The 14961-nt window shown below is 65.5% G+C and carries 12 protein-coding genes and 1 tRNA gene; 5 read left to right on the top strand and 8 right to left on the bottom strand.

All coding sequences use genetic code 11. The features are described 5' to 3' along the window. Positions 1-290: 290 nt before the first annotated feature. Positions 291-1145, bottom strand: coding sequence for a hypothetical protein (locus HY57_RS14360; RefSeq protein ID WP_019465572.1), 855 nt, complete (start codon positions 1143-1145; stop codon positions 291-293). Between the two features lie 168 nt (positions 1146-1313). Here HY57_RS14360 and HY57_RS14355 point away from each other — a divergent pair, with 168 nt between their 5' ends. Then, positions 1314-2033, top strand: a complete 720-nt coding sequence (locus tag HY57_RS14355) for a J domain-containing protein (protein WP_039732362.1) — start codon at positions 1314-1316, stop codon at positions 2031-2033. A 110-nt stretch (positions 2034-2143) separates the two neighbouring features. On the opposite strand, the gene HY57_RS14350 is transcribed toward HY57_RS14355, so the two are convergent. The 5 genes from HY57_RS14350 to tviB form a co-directional block, all read right to left on the bottom strand. Next, positions 2144-3517, bottom strand: a complete 1374-nt coding sequence (locus HY57_RS14350; protein ID WP_019465574.1) for a TIGR03013 family XrtA/PEP-CTERM system glycosyltransferase — start codon at positions 3515-3517, stop codon at positions 2144-2146. A gap of 215 nt (positions 3518-3732) precedes the next feature. Beyond that, the gene (locus HY57_RS20945; protein ID WP_050997920.1) at positions 3733-4476 is read right to left on the bottom strand and encodes a 4'-phosphopantetheinyl transferase family protein; all 744 of its coding nucleotides are present in this window, start codon (positions 4474-4476) and stop codon (positions 3733-3735) included. Positions 4477-4502: 26 nt separating this feature from the next. Then, positions 4503-6164 (bottom strand): GMC oxidoreductase, encoded by a 1662-nt coding sequence (locus tag HY57_RS14340; protein ID WP_019465576.1) that lies wholly within the window; start codon positions 6162-6164, stop codon positions 4503-4505. Positions 6165-6265: 101 nt separating this feature from the next. Next, a complete protein-coding gene (locus tag HY57_RS14335; protein WP_019465577.1) occupies positions 6266-7276 on the bottom strand; it encodes an NAD-dependent epimerase in 1011 nt (336 codons plus the stop codon). Between the two features lie 19 nt (positions 7277-7295). Next, positions 7296-8573: a Vi polysaccharide biosynthesis UDP-N-acetylglucosamine C-6 dehydrogenase TviB gene (tviB, locus tag HY57_RS14330; protein WP_019465578.1), complete on the bottom strand. Its 1278-nt coding sequence runs from the start codon at positions 8571-8573 to the stop codon at positions 7296-7298. 482 nt (positions 8574-9055) lie between these two features. Here tviB and HY57_RS14325 point away from each other — a divergent pair, with 482 nt between their 5' ends. The 3 genes from HY57_RS14325 (at position 9056) to HY57_RS14315 (ending at position 12808) form a co-directional block, all read left to right on the top strand. After that, a complete protein-coding gene (locus HY57_RS14325) occupies positions 9056-11350 on the top strand; it encodes a TonB-dependent receptor (protein ID WP_019465579.1) in 2295 nt (764 codons plus the stop codon). 67 nt (positions 11351-11417) lie between these two features. Then, positions 11418-12086 carry a Fe2+-dependent dioxygenase gene (locus HY57_RS14320; RefSeq protein ID WP_019465580.1) on the top strand — a complete coding sequence of 223 codons (669 nt, stop codon included), beginning with the start codon at positions 11418-11420 and terminating at the stop codon, positions 12084-12086. After that, on the top strand, positions 12083-12808 hold the full coding sequence (locus HY57_RS14315) for a tetratricopeptide repeat protein (RefSeq protein ID WP_100218217.1): 726 nt from the start codon (positions 12083-12085) through the stop codon (positions 12806-12808). The genes HY57_RS14320 and HY57_RS14315 overlap by 4 nt, the downstream gene beginning before the upstream one ends. Before the next feature lie 45 nt (positions 12809-12853). Here HY57_RS14315 and HY57_RS14310 read toward each other — a convergent pair whose 3' ends face one another. Continuing rightward, a complete protein-coding gene (locus HY57_RS14310) occupies positions 12854-13537 on the bottom strand; it encodes a DUF2076 domain-containing protein (protein WP_026033978.1) in 684 nt (227 codons plus the stop codon). Between the two features lie 288 nt (positions 13538-13825). Between HY57_RS14310 and HY57_RS14305 the strand changes: the two genes are divergently transcribed. Next, the gene (locus HY57_RS14305; protein ID WP_019465583.1) at positions 13826-14713 is read left to right on the top strand and encodes an EamA family transporter; all 888 of its coding nucleotides are present in this window, start codon (positions 13826-13828) and stop codon (positions 14711-14713) included. Positions 14714-14844: 131 nt separating this feature from the next. Here the strand turns inward: HY57_RS14305 and HY57_RS14300 are convergent. Then, positions 14845-14920 (bottom strand) — tRNA-Ala (locus HY57_RS14300). Positions 14921-14961 lie beyond the last annotated feature (41 nt).

Raw genomic sequence — 14961 nt, 5'->3', positions numbered from 1 at the left:
CGGACACCTGTCGATGGCACCATCCCCCGGAGCCGTGTTCCGCGAGAAGCCCTGCAACCTCGCTGATACATCGGAACGTGGTTAGTCTCCGTCCCGCGTGCATGGGTGTGAATACGTCCTAAGCAGCAGGGGCGCACGACGAATCAAGCGCGGCAGCCCCGACGAAATAGGCTGTTAGGGGTAGCGGGTGCGCGGCGCCGCGACACCTGATGTCATGGCGTCAGAAGGCACGGCGGTGGTTCCGCCGAAAAGTGATACAGGGATGTAACAGGTGCAGCGGATGGGCCGCGTCAGGGTGCCTGGAAAGCGAACAGCCAGAGGATCGCTCCCTGGGCGGGCGAGCCCGTCCAGCTCACCGAATACGTGCCGGCGGCGTCGACCTGCCGGACGGCGACGGCGCATTGCACGCCGCTGTTCGGCGGCAGGTGCAGGTAACTGTCGATCACCTTGAAGCCGTCACCGGGCACGGCGGTCATCGAGTAGACATAGGCGTCGCCCAGCCACACGGCCACCAGGGTGGCAGGGCCCGTGGTAGTCACCGTGCCGCTGGTGAGCAGCGTGCTGGTGGTATCCGGGCTGCCGACCACGCCCTGCCATGCGCGCGCCAGCTTGTTTGCCGCACGGGCGGCAACGCCCGGCGTGGGGTAATTCTGCGCCACGTCCTGCAGCTTACCGGCGTGCGCGATCTCGACGAAGGGCACCGTGATTTCACCGTCGGGCGAACCGCTCTTCACCACCTGCACCGTGTGGTGCTTGCCGCCGTGGGCGTCAATGGCGATATAGGCGCTCGCGTTGAAGCGGTCGCCGTAGCCGTTGTACGTCACAGGGTCGCCTACGCGCTTCCAGGTGTTGAGGTAGCTGTCGGTCGGTTCGGCGTCGTTGTCCGCATGGCCGGCGACCAGCACCAGCAGCGAGCTGCCGTCGAGCTGCGTGTGCATGCCGGACGTGACCGCCGGCGAGCTCCCGTCACCCTCGGACTGGGTAAGCATGGTGTGCGCGCCGAGCGTGGGTGGGGCAGGCATGGCCGGCAGGGTATCGTCGATGGTGGCGGCGGTGGCGGGAAGCGCGAGTGCGAGAAGCAGTGGCAGCAAAGTGGCTCGTGAGCTGCGCAGGCGGGCGGGAAACGAGGAGAAACCGGCGTGCATGGGTGCGTTCTCCTGCCGTGGTGGCGCGATATTGTGGTTGGGTTTGTATCGTGTCAAGCTCGTGTGGCACATCGAATGGACGGCCAAACGATGTAGGAATACCGGCGGGTCGATTCACGCCCCCGGTGTTTCGAGGCAACGGTTCGACGCCATGTCTGGGGGACGGTGGTGACGCACGAAACCGATTTTCTCGATCTGTACCGCCGCCTTGGCCTTGACCCGGGTTGCCAGCTGGACGAGCTGAAGCAGGCCTATCGCCGGAAGATGGCCGTACTCCACCCGGACCGGCAGCTGGGCAAGCCTGTCGATGTCCATGCCGCGGCGCGCCTGCAGCGGATCACGGCGCAATACAGCGCGGCCATGGATTTTCATCGCCGTCACGGGCGCCTGCCTGGCGCGCCGCTGTCCACGGCATCCGCCGCGGTGCCGGGGCATCGCGTGCCCACCGGGGCGACTCCCGAAACGCCCGACCCGTTCGCTGCCCGGCGCGATGCGTCGAGCCACGCGAAACCGCGCGAATCCGCGCGGGCGCCCTTGGAGCACCGTTCCCACACCAGGCTGGCGGTGCTGCTGGCGATCACGGCGCTCGCATCGCTCGGCTGGGCGTTGTATCGGTCGCCCGTATCCCCGTCCGAGGGCACGGATGAAAGTGCCGCCATGTCAGGCGGAAACGTGCTTCCCGAGCCGGCGCCCACGGGTGCCGTGCTGCACCTTGGCATGTCCACGGACGACGTGCGCGCCATCGAGGGCGAGCCGTTGGCCGTGCATGGTGACCTGTGGGAGTACGGGCCGTCCTGGGTCCGCTTCGAGCACGATGACGTGGTCGACTGGCACAGCTCGCCACTGCGGCCGCTGCATACCGATACCGGTCCGGCGGCTGGCCTGTGACGTTGACGCGTGACCACACGGGTCGCCAGGCGGCTGCCGTGGGCGATCTGCGGTAGGTCAGATCGCACCGCGGGCTCCCACCACCCGGCGGCCAGTGTGGTCAATGCTTCTCAGCGCGCCCCACGGCCGAACAACACTACCTCCACCGTCTGGATCAGGATGAGCATGTCCAGCAGCAGGTTGTGGTTCTTCACATAGAACAGGTCGTACTTGAGTTTCTCGGCAGCCTCCTCGACGGTCGCACCGTAGGGATAACTCAGCTGGGCCCAGCCCGCGAGGCCCGGTTTCAGGCAATGGCGCAGGCTGTAGTAGCGGATCTGCGAGGCCAGGTTGGCCACGAATTGCGGACGCTCCGGGCGCGGCCCGACGATGCTCATGTCGCCCTTCAGCACGTTCCACAATTGCGGCAGTTCGTCGATGCGAAGCTTGCGGCTGATGCGCCCAACGCGGGTGACGCGGTCGTCGTTCTTGGATGCCCAGCGCGCCACGCCATCGCGTTCGGCGTCGGTACGCATGCTGCGGAACTTCAGCAGGAGGAAGGTGCGACCGTGCGCGCCGACCCGTTCCTGCCGGTAAAGGATGGGTTGGCCGGGCCCCGACTCGACACGGATGGCCAGCGCTTCAAGCAGCATCAGCGGCCAGCACAGCAGCATCAGCAGGGTGGCGGTGCCAAGATCGAAGCAGCGCTTGCTCAGCTGGCGCAGGGGCGTGGCGTTGAAGCCGCCGGAAAACACCAGCCAAGAAGGGTCGAGGATGGTGAGCTGCAGGCGGCCGGATTCGCGCTCGAAGAACGACGTCAGGTCGGTGATGGTGATGCCCATCTGGCGGCATTCGAGCAGGTCGTCCATCGGCAGGTGGCCGCGACGATCGTCGACGCCCACCACGACTTCATCGATCTGTTCGCGCTGCACCAGCACATGCAGCGGAAAATGCGTGCGGATCAGATGATCGTCCGGAACCGCGACGATTTCGTTGGCGCGGGGCAGGTAGCCCACCACGAAGAAGCCACGGCGATCCGTGCGTCGGCGCATCTGGTTGTGGATCTGCGCGGCGCGGTTGCCTGCGCCGAGGATCAGCACGCGGCGCTTCAGCGCGTCTACCTCCACCAGCTGCAGGAACAGCGTGCGCAGGGCGAGCACCAGCACGAAGCCGAGCGTCAGCGCGATGGCCAGCACGCCGCGACCGACGTAAGCCTGCGGCACGATGTAATAGCCAATCACCAGCAGGACGCCGCCCAGCACGAAGGCGACGAACTGGCGCGCGACCAGGCCGAAGCGCGTCATGCGGATGTGCGCCTGGTACTGGCCCAGCGCGATCATGCCGATCACGATGATGACGGCGAACGCCAGCGAGCGCTCAGGCAGGTGCGTGGTGAATTCCGCGAGTTCTTCGGGGTTGTAGGCGTAGCGGATATAAGTGGCAAGCGCCAGCGAAAGGGCAAGAAGCACCAGCTCGCAGAAGCCGAGCAGAAAGAGCCAACGCATGGATTGCCGACGAAGAAAGCGAAGCATCCGATCCCCCTTACATCCCCTCAGGCGGCTCACTTCCCGTGGCCGATGGAGAGGCTATCGCCGCAGCTTCGCGTGTGTCGATGCAACTTACGGTGGACCGAAGGCACAGCCTGTTCGGCTGTCTCAGGGGTGTTACACGTTGATGATCGATCGGCGGGCACGGATGTGTCCGCGACTCTTGCGTTGTATCAGACGTGATGCAGCGAGTGATTGCTCGTGCATTCACCCAGTGCGAGCGCACCCAGCCAGCCGATGGGCATGCTCAGCGGATAAAGGCGGCAGGCTTGCCCCCGCGGGATGCCGTCGGGTGACTGGATGACCCGGTCGATATCCGCGTCGATGGTTGCCGGCGCAATGCGCAGACCGGTGCCAAAGGCCTTGAGCAGGGCTTCTTTGCGAGTCCACAGTTCGAGCAGCGCGCGGTCGCGTGCTTCACCTTCCAGCGTCGACATGGTTTGCGCCTCGGCCGGCGTGCACAGGATCCCGGCGATGTCCTGCAGCCGGGTGCGCGACGGGAACCCCTCGATGTCCACGCCGATCGCCGCGCCACGGGCGATGGCCAACGCCACCATCGTGCCGCTGTGGCTGAGGCTGGTGGTCAAGCCGGTGCCGGGCAGCAGGGGTTGTCCGTCCGGCGAGCGGGCAAGGTCGACGCTGGCCGGGTCGGTATTCAGCACCATGCCGAGCGCGACGCGCCAGAAGGCGTGCGCCACGGTGTAGGTGTCATGGTCGAGCGCATGGCGGAAGCGTGCCGCTCGGGCCGACTCGTACGGCGACAGCAGATTCGCGGCGTCGTCCCGCAGTGGCCACCAGGGCGCGCTGTCGAAGACGACGACGCGCGCGTGGTTGGCATGGGGTGGAGTGAACCCGCAGGCGCGCAGCGACGCTGCGGCGCGATGCGTGAAGCGGGAAAAGCGGGACTGCCTGAGCATGACTGCGTGCATTCCGTCGCCTCGTCCTAAAGGAGTCCGGCCAGCAGCTGGACGCGAAGCGCGTCGGCAAGGCGCAGGCTGAGGGCGACGATGGTGAAGGTGGGAAACGCCCAGCCTCCCGTGGGAAAGACCGAGCTGCCGGCCATGTGCAGATTGTCCACGCCATGCACCTTGCCGTTCCGGTCGACGACGCCGGTGGCAGGGTCGTCGGACATGCGGGTCGTGCCGATATGGTGTGCCGTGCCGTGGATTTCCGGGCTCGTGGCTGCCGATTCGGCGAGCCATGGCGCCAGGGTGAAATGCCCGTTGCAGGAGCGCGCCAGTTCACGGCCGAACAGCGTGGCGGACGCACGGTGGGTGTGATGGTCGAGCGACGTGAGGCGCCAGTCCACGCAGACCTTGCGTTGGCCAAGGGCGTCGGTTTCCGTGCCCAGGGTGACGCGACTGTCGGGGTTGGGGGCCTGTTCGAAATAGCCGACCAGTTCAACGTGGCTGTTGCGTACCGCGGGGCGATTGCCGAGTTTGTGCACGAACGCCCTGGCGATGTCGCCGATGCCCAGGCCCAGCTTCAGGGCCGTGATTCCAAGGCTGGACGGCGCGGTGATGACTTCGCCTGCCGGGGCATTCCTGAGCGCCTCGGAGAGGCGCGCCTCAAGCAGGGTGTTTTCGTCCTGCACCGTCTTGCGCAAAGCGGTGCGCAGTTCGCGCAGCGCGCGGATGCCGCGGGGCAGCGGACCTTCTACACCAAACGGGTGCACCCGACCGTTCAGCACGCGCTGCGTGCGCTGGTATTCCGGCGACAGCGCGATTTCGGGAAACGACATCGGTGCATGCCTGCCATGCAGGCGTTCATACGGACGGGTGACGCGATGCGGCTCGTCGGCGGTCAGGGTGCCCAGGGTGCCGCTCGGATGGTCCATGAAGTAACGACCCACCACGTCGTGCCGGTTGCCGAGGCCTTCGGGCACGACGGAGTTGGAGAGCAACAGCAGGCGTGCGTTCTCGATGCCGCCCGACGCCAGCACGTAGTGGCGCGCGCGCACCCGTCCGCGGTGGCCGGCCAGCGACCCGATGATAGCGTCCTGCACGTGCCCGCCGTCCGGCGAGGGAATCAGTTCAAGCAGGTTGGCGTGCAGCAGAACCTTGACGTTGGGGGCGTGTTCTAGTGCGTCTCGATAGGCATTGCCGAACAGGATGCGGCAGCGCGCGAAGAGCGAGTTGATGAGCTTGTCGTCATCGAAGGGCAGCACTGGGCGCGCGGTCGGCGCGGTGAACGTGCCTTCGGCGAAGGCGATGTCGCCCAGCTGGCAGAAGGCGCGTGCCCGTGCGTAATACGGTTCGAGCTCCGTGTAGCCGATCGGCCAGCCGCTGTGCGGCACCCAGTCGCGGGGCTTGAGATCGTCGCCGCCCAGGGGAATGCAGCCACCGCCCCACAGGTTGCAGCTGCCACCGAACACGCGCATGCGCGAGGTGCCCGGATCAAAGTCGATGTGGCCGGCGGAGCTTCCTTCGTACAAGGCCTGGTTGCGCTGCTCGCCACCCAGTCCGCCGCTTTCGAGCAGGCAAACTTGCACGGAGGTGCCAATGAAGCTGTGTGCGATGGCGATGCCCGCCGCACCGGCGCCGACGATGCATAGATCGGTTTCCACATCCTCCGGATGCGCGCCACCCAAGTAGTCGATGATCACACCAACCCCCTAACGATCCACGTCGTTCACTGCCATGTCGATCGTGGATCTGTCCGAGGCGCAACGTGCAGTCGCTCCGGACTGGTGGTGGCGTCAGTCGATCACACGCGGTAGTACTCCCTGTACCAGCGTACAAAGTTGTCGACACCGGTTTCTACCGACACCTGCGGCCTATAGCCAACGGCCTGTATCAGGTCCGTTACATCGGCTTCAGTGTCGGGCACGTCGCCGGGCTGCAGCGGCAGCATCTCCATGATGGCCTTGCGGCCAAGGCATGCTTCGAGCACTTCGATGTACTTCAGCAGCTCCACCGGACGCTCATTGCCGATGTTGAACAGGCGATAGGGCGCAACACCGCTGCTGGCCGGATCGGGCTGGTTGCTGTCCCAGCCTTCGTCGATAGGCGGCACCTTGTCGAGCGTGCGGATCACGCCTTCGACGATGTCGTCCACGTAGGTGAAGCTGCGCTTGTGCTTGCCGTGGTTGAACACGCGGATCGGTTCGCCGGCGAGGATGGCGCGCGTAAACAGGAACAGCGCCATGTCCGGACGTCCCCAGGGGCCGTACACGGTGAAGAAGCGCAGGCCCGTGCTCGGGATGCCGTACAGATGCGCATAGCTGTGCGCCATCTGCTCGTTCGCCTTCTTGGTGGCCGCGTACAAGGTGAGCGGATGTTCGGCGGACTTGTGTTCGGAGAAGGGCATGTCCGTGTTCGCGCCATACACCGAGCTGGTGGAGGCGAAGACCAGATGCTCCACACCGTGATGGCGGCAGCCTTCCAGCACGTGCAGGAAACCCGTGACGTTGCTGCTGGTGTAGACGTGCGGATTCTGCGCGGCGTAACGCACGCCGGCCTGCGCGGCAAGATGGACCACGCGTTGCGGCTTGTGTTCGGCGAAGGCCTGCTCCATAGCAGCCCGATCGGCGAGGTCCGCGTGGATGTGGGTGTAGCCGGGCTTGTCCGCGAAGCGCGCCAGGCGCGCCTTCTTCAGGGTGACGTCGTAGTAGTCGTTGAGGTTGTCCAGGCCCACCACTTCATCGCCGCGCTCGAGCAGGCGCTGTGCGACGTGGGAGCCGATGAAGCCTGCCGTACCGGTGACCAGCACTTTCATGACGCTAATCCTCAGGCTCTCAGAGTCGACCGTCGACCGCTTCGCGCGGCAGGATGTATTTGACGTCGTAGACCACGGAGGACGGCTTGCCGAAGGCGCGGATGCCTTCGGCACCCAGGTCCGCGAACTGTCGGTGGCCCACGGCGATGATCACGGCATCGTAGTTGCCCTGGTCGGGGGCGCCGATGGGCGAGAGCGCGTATTCGTGCTCGGCTTCGGCGGTATTGACCCAGGGGTCGTGCACGTCGACATCCGCGTTGTACTCGCGCAGCGCACGCACGATGTCGACCACGCGCGTATTGCGCAGGTCGGGGCAGTTCTCCTTGAAGGCCAGGCCCAGCACCAGCACACGGGCGCGCACCGGATTGATGCCCTTGCGCACCATCAGGCGGATCACTTCGCTGGCCACATAGGGGCCCATGCTGTCGTTGGTGCGGCGGCCCGCCAGGATCACATCCGGATGGTGGCCGACTTCCTGCGCCTTGTGCGTGAGGTAGTACGGATCGACGCTGATGCAGTGGCCGCCGACCAGGCCCGGGCGGAACGGCAGGAAGTTCCACTTGGTGCCCGCTGCCTGCAGCACTTCCAGCGTGTCGATGCCCAACTTGTTGAACAGGATGGACAGGTCGTTCACCAGGGCGATGTTCAGGTCGCGCTGCGTGTTCTCGATGACTTTGGCGGCCTCGGCCACCTTCAGGGAGCTGGCCTTGTGCGTGCCGGCGGTGATGATGGAGCCGTAGAGGCGGTCCACGAAATCGGCTGTCTCCGGCGTGGAGCCCGAGGTGACCTTGAGGATGCTGGTCACGCGGTGCTGCTTGTCGCCGGGGTTGATGCGCTCGGGGCTGTAGCCGGCGAAGAAATCGCGGTTGAACACGAGCCCCGAACCCTTTTCCAGCAGCGGCACGCACACTTCTTCCGTGCAGCCCGGATACACCGTCGATTCGTAGACCACGATGTCGCCCCGCTTGAGCACCTTGGCCAGGGTTTCGCTGGCGCGGATCAGCGGCGTGAGGTCGGGGCGCTTGGCCGAGTCGATCGGCGTGGGCACGGTGACGATATAGACATTGCAGTCGGCGAGGTCCGACCACTGCGAGCTGAAGTGCAGGCGGTGGGCTTGCGCCAGCTCTTCGCCGGTGACTTCCAGCGTGTGGTCGATACCGTCTGTCAGTTCGCTGATGCGGCGCTGGTTGATGTCGAAGCCGATGGTGTCGTAGTGCTTGCCGAACTCCACTGCCAGCGGCAGTCCGACGTAGCCGAGTCCAATGATGGCGAGCTTGGTGTCTTCCAGATTCTGCATGCCGTTCTTCCGCTGTTTGATGGCGAGGCGTGACCCGCAGGGTATCGGATGGATCGATCGATGCCGAGCGAAGTTACATGCCCGCTGATGAATGCAAGCGTGCACAGACGCGCGCGAATCTGCGAAACCGCTGCAGGCGGCGCAAGGCTAACAGGGTCGCACTGGATTTCCGCTAGGCCAGAGGATGCGTGCCGGATGGCGTATGCGCGAATGTGCGCCAGTACGCCAATGGCGAATGCAGAGATCGTTGTTCGCCGATGCGGCAAGTCGGGTGAACTTGATGGAGCTGATCGTGCGGAACACCGTCGGCGTGGTATGCCGGGGGACGTTGGTTGGTATTGCGAATCATTCTCAATATTGTTACCGTAAGTTCATGCGGAGCGCGTAAGCCCTGACTCCGCGCCCCTACTTCCCCTCAACCCGACGGTGAACGACTGCCCAGATATGGGGCGGCCGGTGTTCGCCTGCACGAAGGATCGAGCATGACCTCCCAGACTTTTGTTTCCTCCTCGGTCCACCCGCCGGTGCGCCTGATGGCCAGTGCCCTTGGGCTGGCCCTGGTGTCGACGTCGGCGATGGCGGCCGGCGAGGCGCCTGCCGACGCCAAGGCGGACCCGCAGGATGCCCAGAACCTGGACGGGGTAAGGGTGCGCTCCACCGTGGTCAATACCACCTCGCCCAAGTTCACCGCGCCGCTGCTCGACACGCCGCGCTCGGTCACCGTGGTGCCGCAGCAGATCATCCAGCAGACGGCCGCCACGTCGCTGCTCGACGTCTTGCGCCAGGTGCCCGGCATTACCTTCGGCGCGGGCGAGGGCGGCAACCCCAACGGCGACCGGCCGATCATCCGCGGCTTCGACTCGGAGAGCTCGGTGTTTATCGATGGCGTACGCAGTTCCGGCTCGCAATCGCGCGAAATCTTCGATATCGAGCAGGTTGAAGTGATGAAGGGCCCCAGCTCCGCCTACACCGGGCGCGGTGGCGTCGGCGGTAGCGTCAACCTGGTGACCAAGATGCCCAGGGCCGAGAACTTCGTGCGTGCCACGGCTGGCGTGGGCACCGACAACTACTACCGCGGCACGGCGGACTGGAACCAGCAGGTGGGCGCCGACACGGCGGTCCGACTGAACGTGATGGGTCACAGCAACGACGTGCCAGGCCGCAACGGGCCTGACATGTCGCGTTGGGGCATTGCGCCTTCGGTGACGTTCGGGCTGCGCGCGCCGACCAGCGTCACACTGAGCTATTACCACCTGCAGAGCGACGACACGCCGGATAGCGGCATCCCGTACAACAATCCGTTCGCCGCCACGAGCCCTTACGCGCGCCTCAATGGCGACGGCCGACCGTATTCGGTGCCACGCGGCACGTACTACGGCTGGCTTGATCGCGACTTCCAGAAGCAAAGCAATGACGTCGGCAGCATCCTGCTGAAGCATGATGCCGGCGATGGCTGGCTGCTGCGCAACGCGACGGTTTACGCGCGCTCCACCAACGATTACATCTGGACCCAGCCGGATGATAGCCAGGGCAACTTCCTGGTGAACGGTGGCATCTGGCGCCGCAACAACAATCGCGACAGCAGCACGACGAGCCTTACCAACCAGACTGACCTCACCGGCGAGTTCGAGACGGGTTCGCTCAAGCACAGCCTGGCGGCCGGCATCGAGTTGAGCAGCGAAAAGACCCGCCGCACCAGTTATCTGGTGGATCCCGCGAAGAACGCCAGCGACACCCACAACACCGGCTCCATCGTCAACGGCGCCTGCAGCAGCAAGTACGGCATAGGCGCGCCGTCCAACTACTGGTGCACCAGCGCCCAGGCGCCGACTCCGCATGATCCGTTCAACGGGGCGATCATCGGCGGCCAGAACCCCACGCGCATCGTCACCGATACGCGCTCGGCCTGGGCCTTCGACACGGTGACCTTCGATCCGCAGTGGTCAGTCAATGGCGGCGTGCGCTTCGACAGCTACAGCACGCGCTCCACCGCAACCACGTCCACCACGGGTGCGGTGACCCATCTGAGCAACGATTCGGACTTCTGGAACTATCAGCTGGGCGTGGTCTACAAGCCGGCAGCCAACGGCAGCATCTATCTGTCGTGGGGCACGTCGTCCAACCCGCCGGGCGTGGACGCTGGCGATGGCGCGGACGGCCTGGCCGTGACCAATGCCGACCTCAAGCCCGAGAGCAGCCGCAACATCGAGCTGGGCACCAAGTGGGATGTGCTGGATCAGCGACTCTCACTCACCGCCGCCGTGTTCCGCAGCGAGAAGACCAATGCCCGCGTGGCGACCGGTGGTCGCGGCAGTCCGCAGATCAATGCGGGCGAGCAGCTCGTGGATGGCATCGAGCTTGGTTTCAGCGGCCAGGTCACCGAACGCTGGAGCATCTACGGCGGCTACACCTATCTCGACAGCGAACTGGTGAAGACCGGCCCGGGTGATGCCACGAGCCGGGGCAATGCGTTCCCGAATACGCCCAGGAACAGCGCTACCCTGTGGACCACGTATGCGATCACGTCGCAGTGGACGGTGGGCGGTGGCGCGTACTACCAGGACAAGGTCTTCGGCAATACGGCCAACACCAAATGGGTGCCCTCGTACGCGCGTTTCGACGCCATGGTGTCGTACGCGGTGAATGCCCGCTTGTCGCTACAGCTCAATGTGCAAAACCTCACCAATCGCTACTACTTCGACAAGGCCTATGCGGCGCACTACGCGTCGGTGGCACCGGGGCGCGTGGGTATGCTCACGGCCAATATCAGTTTCTGATACGTTCGCTGGTCCCGGCCTGGCCTTCGCAAGGGGTTCGGTCGACCGGTAGTTACAGGGAAATACGATGCTGCTTCATATCCCCGACGTCCTGAATGCCGACGAGCTCGCCCGATGCCGGCGTGGTCTCGCGCCCGCCGACTGGGGCGCAGGCCAGGCGACGCTGCCGGGAGGTCACCGGCAGTTGCCCGCAGACGGGCCGGAGGCGAAGGAGCTGGGTGCGCTGGTCATGGCGGCGCTGACCCGGAATACCACCTTTTTCGCGGGTGCCTTGCCGCGCCACATCTCTCCGCCGCAGTTCGGCAGCCATGGCGTGGGGCCGGCGTCCGGCTCCCGCGTGGAGGGCGCGATTCGCCGTGACCGCCCGGATGGCCTGGGCATACCGGTCCGTACGGATCTGTCTGCCACCTTGTTCCTGCATGATCCTCAGGAATACGACGGTGGCGAGATGGTCATCGAGGACACCTATGGGTCGCATACGGTCAGGCTCGCCGCCGGCGACATGATTCTTTATCCGGCCAGCAGCCCGCACCGCGTGGAACCCGTGACACGCGGCGAGCGCGTGGTGGCGGTTTTCTGGATCCAGAGCCTTGTCCGTGACGAGGCCCAGCGTCGCCTGCTGCTGGAGCTGGATGTGTCCATCCAGAACCTCGGGCAGGCGCATGCGCCGCAGGCGGATGTGCTGCGCCTGACCGGCATTTATCACAACTTGTTGCGTGCGTGGTCCGAGACATGATGGCAGTGCATAGCGTCGCCAATCCCAATGATGGTTTCCCGCAGCTGCTGAGGAGCGATCCCGCCCGCGCGCTCGGGATGTTGCGCGTGCAGGCCTTGGCGGGCGACAGCGCCTCGCAGCTCGCGCTGGGGCAGATGCACCTGGAGGGCATCGGCTGCGAGCGCAATGGCGCCGAAGCGCGCTACTGGTTCCAGCATGCGGCGCACCAGGGCGACGCCATGGCCATGAACATGCTGGGACGTTGTCTCGAAAACGGCTGGGGTGGCGCGATCGACCATGAACTGGCGGCCGTGTGGTACCGCGAGGCGGCGACACATGGTTCGGACTGGGGCATGTACAACTTCGCGCACGTGCTGGCCAACGGCCGCGGAGTCAAAGCGGACCGGGCCGCGGCGTTCCTGTGGTTCTCGCGTGCCGCGGAACAGGGACACGGCCGCGCCATGCATTTCCTTGGGCAGTACTACGAGCATGGCTGGGAAACCGAGCCGGATGCGGAGCGCGCCAGCGAGCTGTATCGCTGCTCGGCGGAGAAGGGTGATTACCGCGGGCAGTGCAGTTGGGCGTCGGTGTTGACCGAGCAGGGGCGCATCGACGAGGCCTGCGCATTGCTGCGTCGCGTCCTTGCCGCGGCGCCCGCGTATTTCGCTGAGGCGCTGCGCGACGATCTGGGTCGCTCCAGGCACCCCGAGCTGCGCGCGCTGGCGGTCGTGGCCCCAGTATAGGAACGCCTCCACGAAGGGAGGCGTTCCGCGGGGTGGGGCGCTGCGTTACGCCCAGTTGTTGTCGTCGAATCCGCCGCCGTTGTCGTCGTCGAAATCATTCGTCGACGTGAAGTCGTTCGAGGCGAAGTCGTCGCGATCGCGGTGATCGGTGAGGCGATCGTTGTTGTCGTCGTAGTAGGTGTTGTTCTCGGTGATGTTCTCCACCACCGTCGGCTGTCCGCCGCCACCGAAGAAGCCGCCACCACCATGGTGGCCGCCCAGCAGGTTTTCGATGCCATCGAACAGGAACATGCCGCCCGCCACGCCGGCGGCCGTGGTGGCGGCCTGCGAGAGGAAGCCGGGCGCGGCGGCTGCGGTCGGTGCCGGCTGGGCAGGGGCGCTGCCGAACAGGCGGTCGCGCCAGCTGGGCGGTGCTTGCTGCGGCATCGGCTGCTGCGGCATCGGCGGAGGCGTGGCGCCCCAGGCCGGCGAGGGCGGCTGGCCACCGAGGAAGCTGCCGCCACCCTGCTGCGAGGCGAGCTGGGACTGGAGCTGGGCAATCTGCGCCTTGGCGCTGTCCAGCGCCTGCTGCTGCAGCAGGCTGCGTTGCACCAGCAGATAGAGCGCGTCGGGCTGAGCGGCCAGGCGCTGGCGGATCAGGGCGTCGGCCTGCGGGTCCTTGGCCACGCTGCCGGCGGCAACCAGGCGCTGGAGAAAATCATCGATTAGCTGTTGTTCCTGCGGTGTCATGACAAACAAATCTCCGTGGGACGGCGAGTAACGATCACTGTGGCGGTTGTTTTCACCGGAATGCAGTGCCGGAAGTGTGATCTCCACGCGTGACATCAAGGGGCATGCCGCTGTCGTTTTCCTTGCAGTCAGCGAATGCGCAAGCTTTTTCGAGCGGTGAGGCGGGCCGGCGGGTGCATCGCTGCTGACGATATCTGTCAGGAATCGCGACGTCAGGTCCATGGAAATGGTGGGCTTCGCAATTATCTGCAGGCATCATGCGCGTATTGCTCCACGGCGGCCCTCCCCATGTCCCCACGCTCCACCCTTGGCCCGATCGCGCTCGCGATCGGCGCGTTGCTGATCAGCATGGTTTCGTATCAATGCGGCGCTTCGCTGGCCAAGCACCTGTTCCCGGCCGTGGGCGCGCAGGGCGCGACCGCCTATCGCCTCGGGCTTAGTGCGTTGATCCTGCTGTTGTGGCGCCGGCCGTGGCGCAGGTTGGCAAACGGTACCCAATGGCGCGCGCTGTGGGCCTACGGGCTGGCCATGGGGGCGATGAACCTGGTGTTCTACATGTCGTTGCGCACGATTCCGCTGGGCATCGCCGTGGCTCTGGAATTCACCGGTCCGCTGGCGTTGGCGGTGTTCAGTTCGCGTCGCCTGATCGACTTTGCATGGATCGCCCTGGTGGTCATGGGGCTGGCCTTGCTGCTGCCCTTGCGCGGGGAGGTGCAGACGCTCGATCCGGTGGGCGTGATGTATGCGCTGGCGGCGGGTCTTGGCTGGGCGCTCTATATCGTGTTCGGCAAGCAGGCCGGCGAAGCGCACGGCGGGGACGCCGTGACCTGGGGTACCTCGATCGGCGCGTTGCTGGCCATTCCATTCGGCGTGGTGCACGCAGGGAGCGCATTGTTCTCGCCCTCGTTGTTGCCTTATGCGTTGGGCGTGGCGTTGCTCAGCTCGGCATTGCCTTATTCGCTGGAAATGGTGGCGTTGACGCGATTGCCGGCGCGCACGTTCAGCACGTTGCTGAGCCTGGAGCCCGCGGTGGCTGCCGTGGCGGGCGTGGTGCTGCTGAGCGAACACCTCAGCCTTCTGCAATGGACGGCCATCGTGGCGATCATCGTGGCGGCAGCGGGCACGGCATTGAGTGTGCGTCGCCCGGCCGTGGGCGAGCCGCCGCTGGTCAACTGAGTGGTGGCGTTGCGGCGGACGCCTGAAGGCCGCATGCGCGACGCAGGTGTGCGCAACGCGATCGAAGATCGCGCAAAACAAAACAGCGCTTCACGCCGCGAGGCATAAAGCGCTGTCGTTTTGATTCTGATTGGTGGAGCCAGGGAGGATCGAACTCCCGACCTCGTCATTGCGAACGACGCGCTCTCCCAGCTGAGCTATGGCCCCACACGAGCCATCGATATTACCAGTGAACTTTGGCGTTCGCC

It is taken from the genome of Dyella japonica A8 (assembly GCF_000725385.1).
GTDB classification, from domain to species: Bacteria; Pseudomonadota; Gammaproteobacteria; order Xanthomonadales; family Rhodanobacteraceae; genus Dyella; species Dyella japonica_C.
The sequence above is the reverse complement of the archived record's forward strand: the minus strand, read 5'-3'. Positions and strand labels throughout refer to the sequence as shown.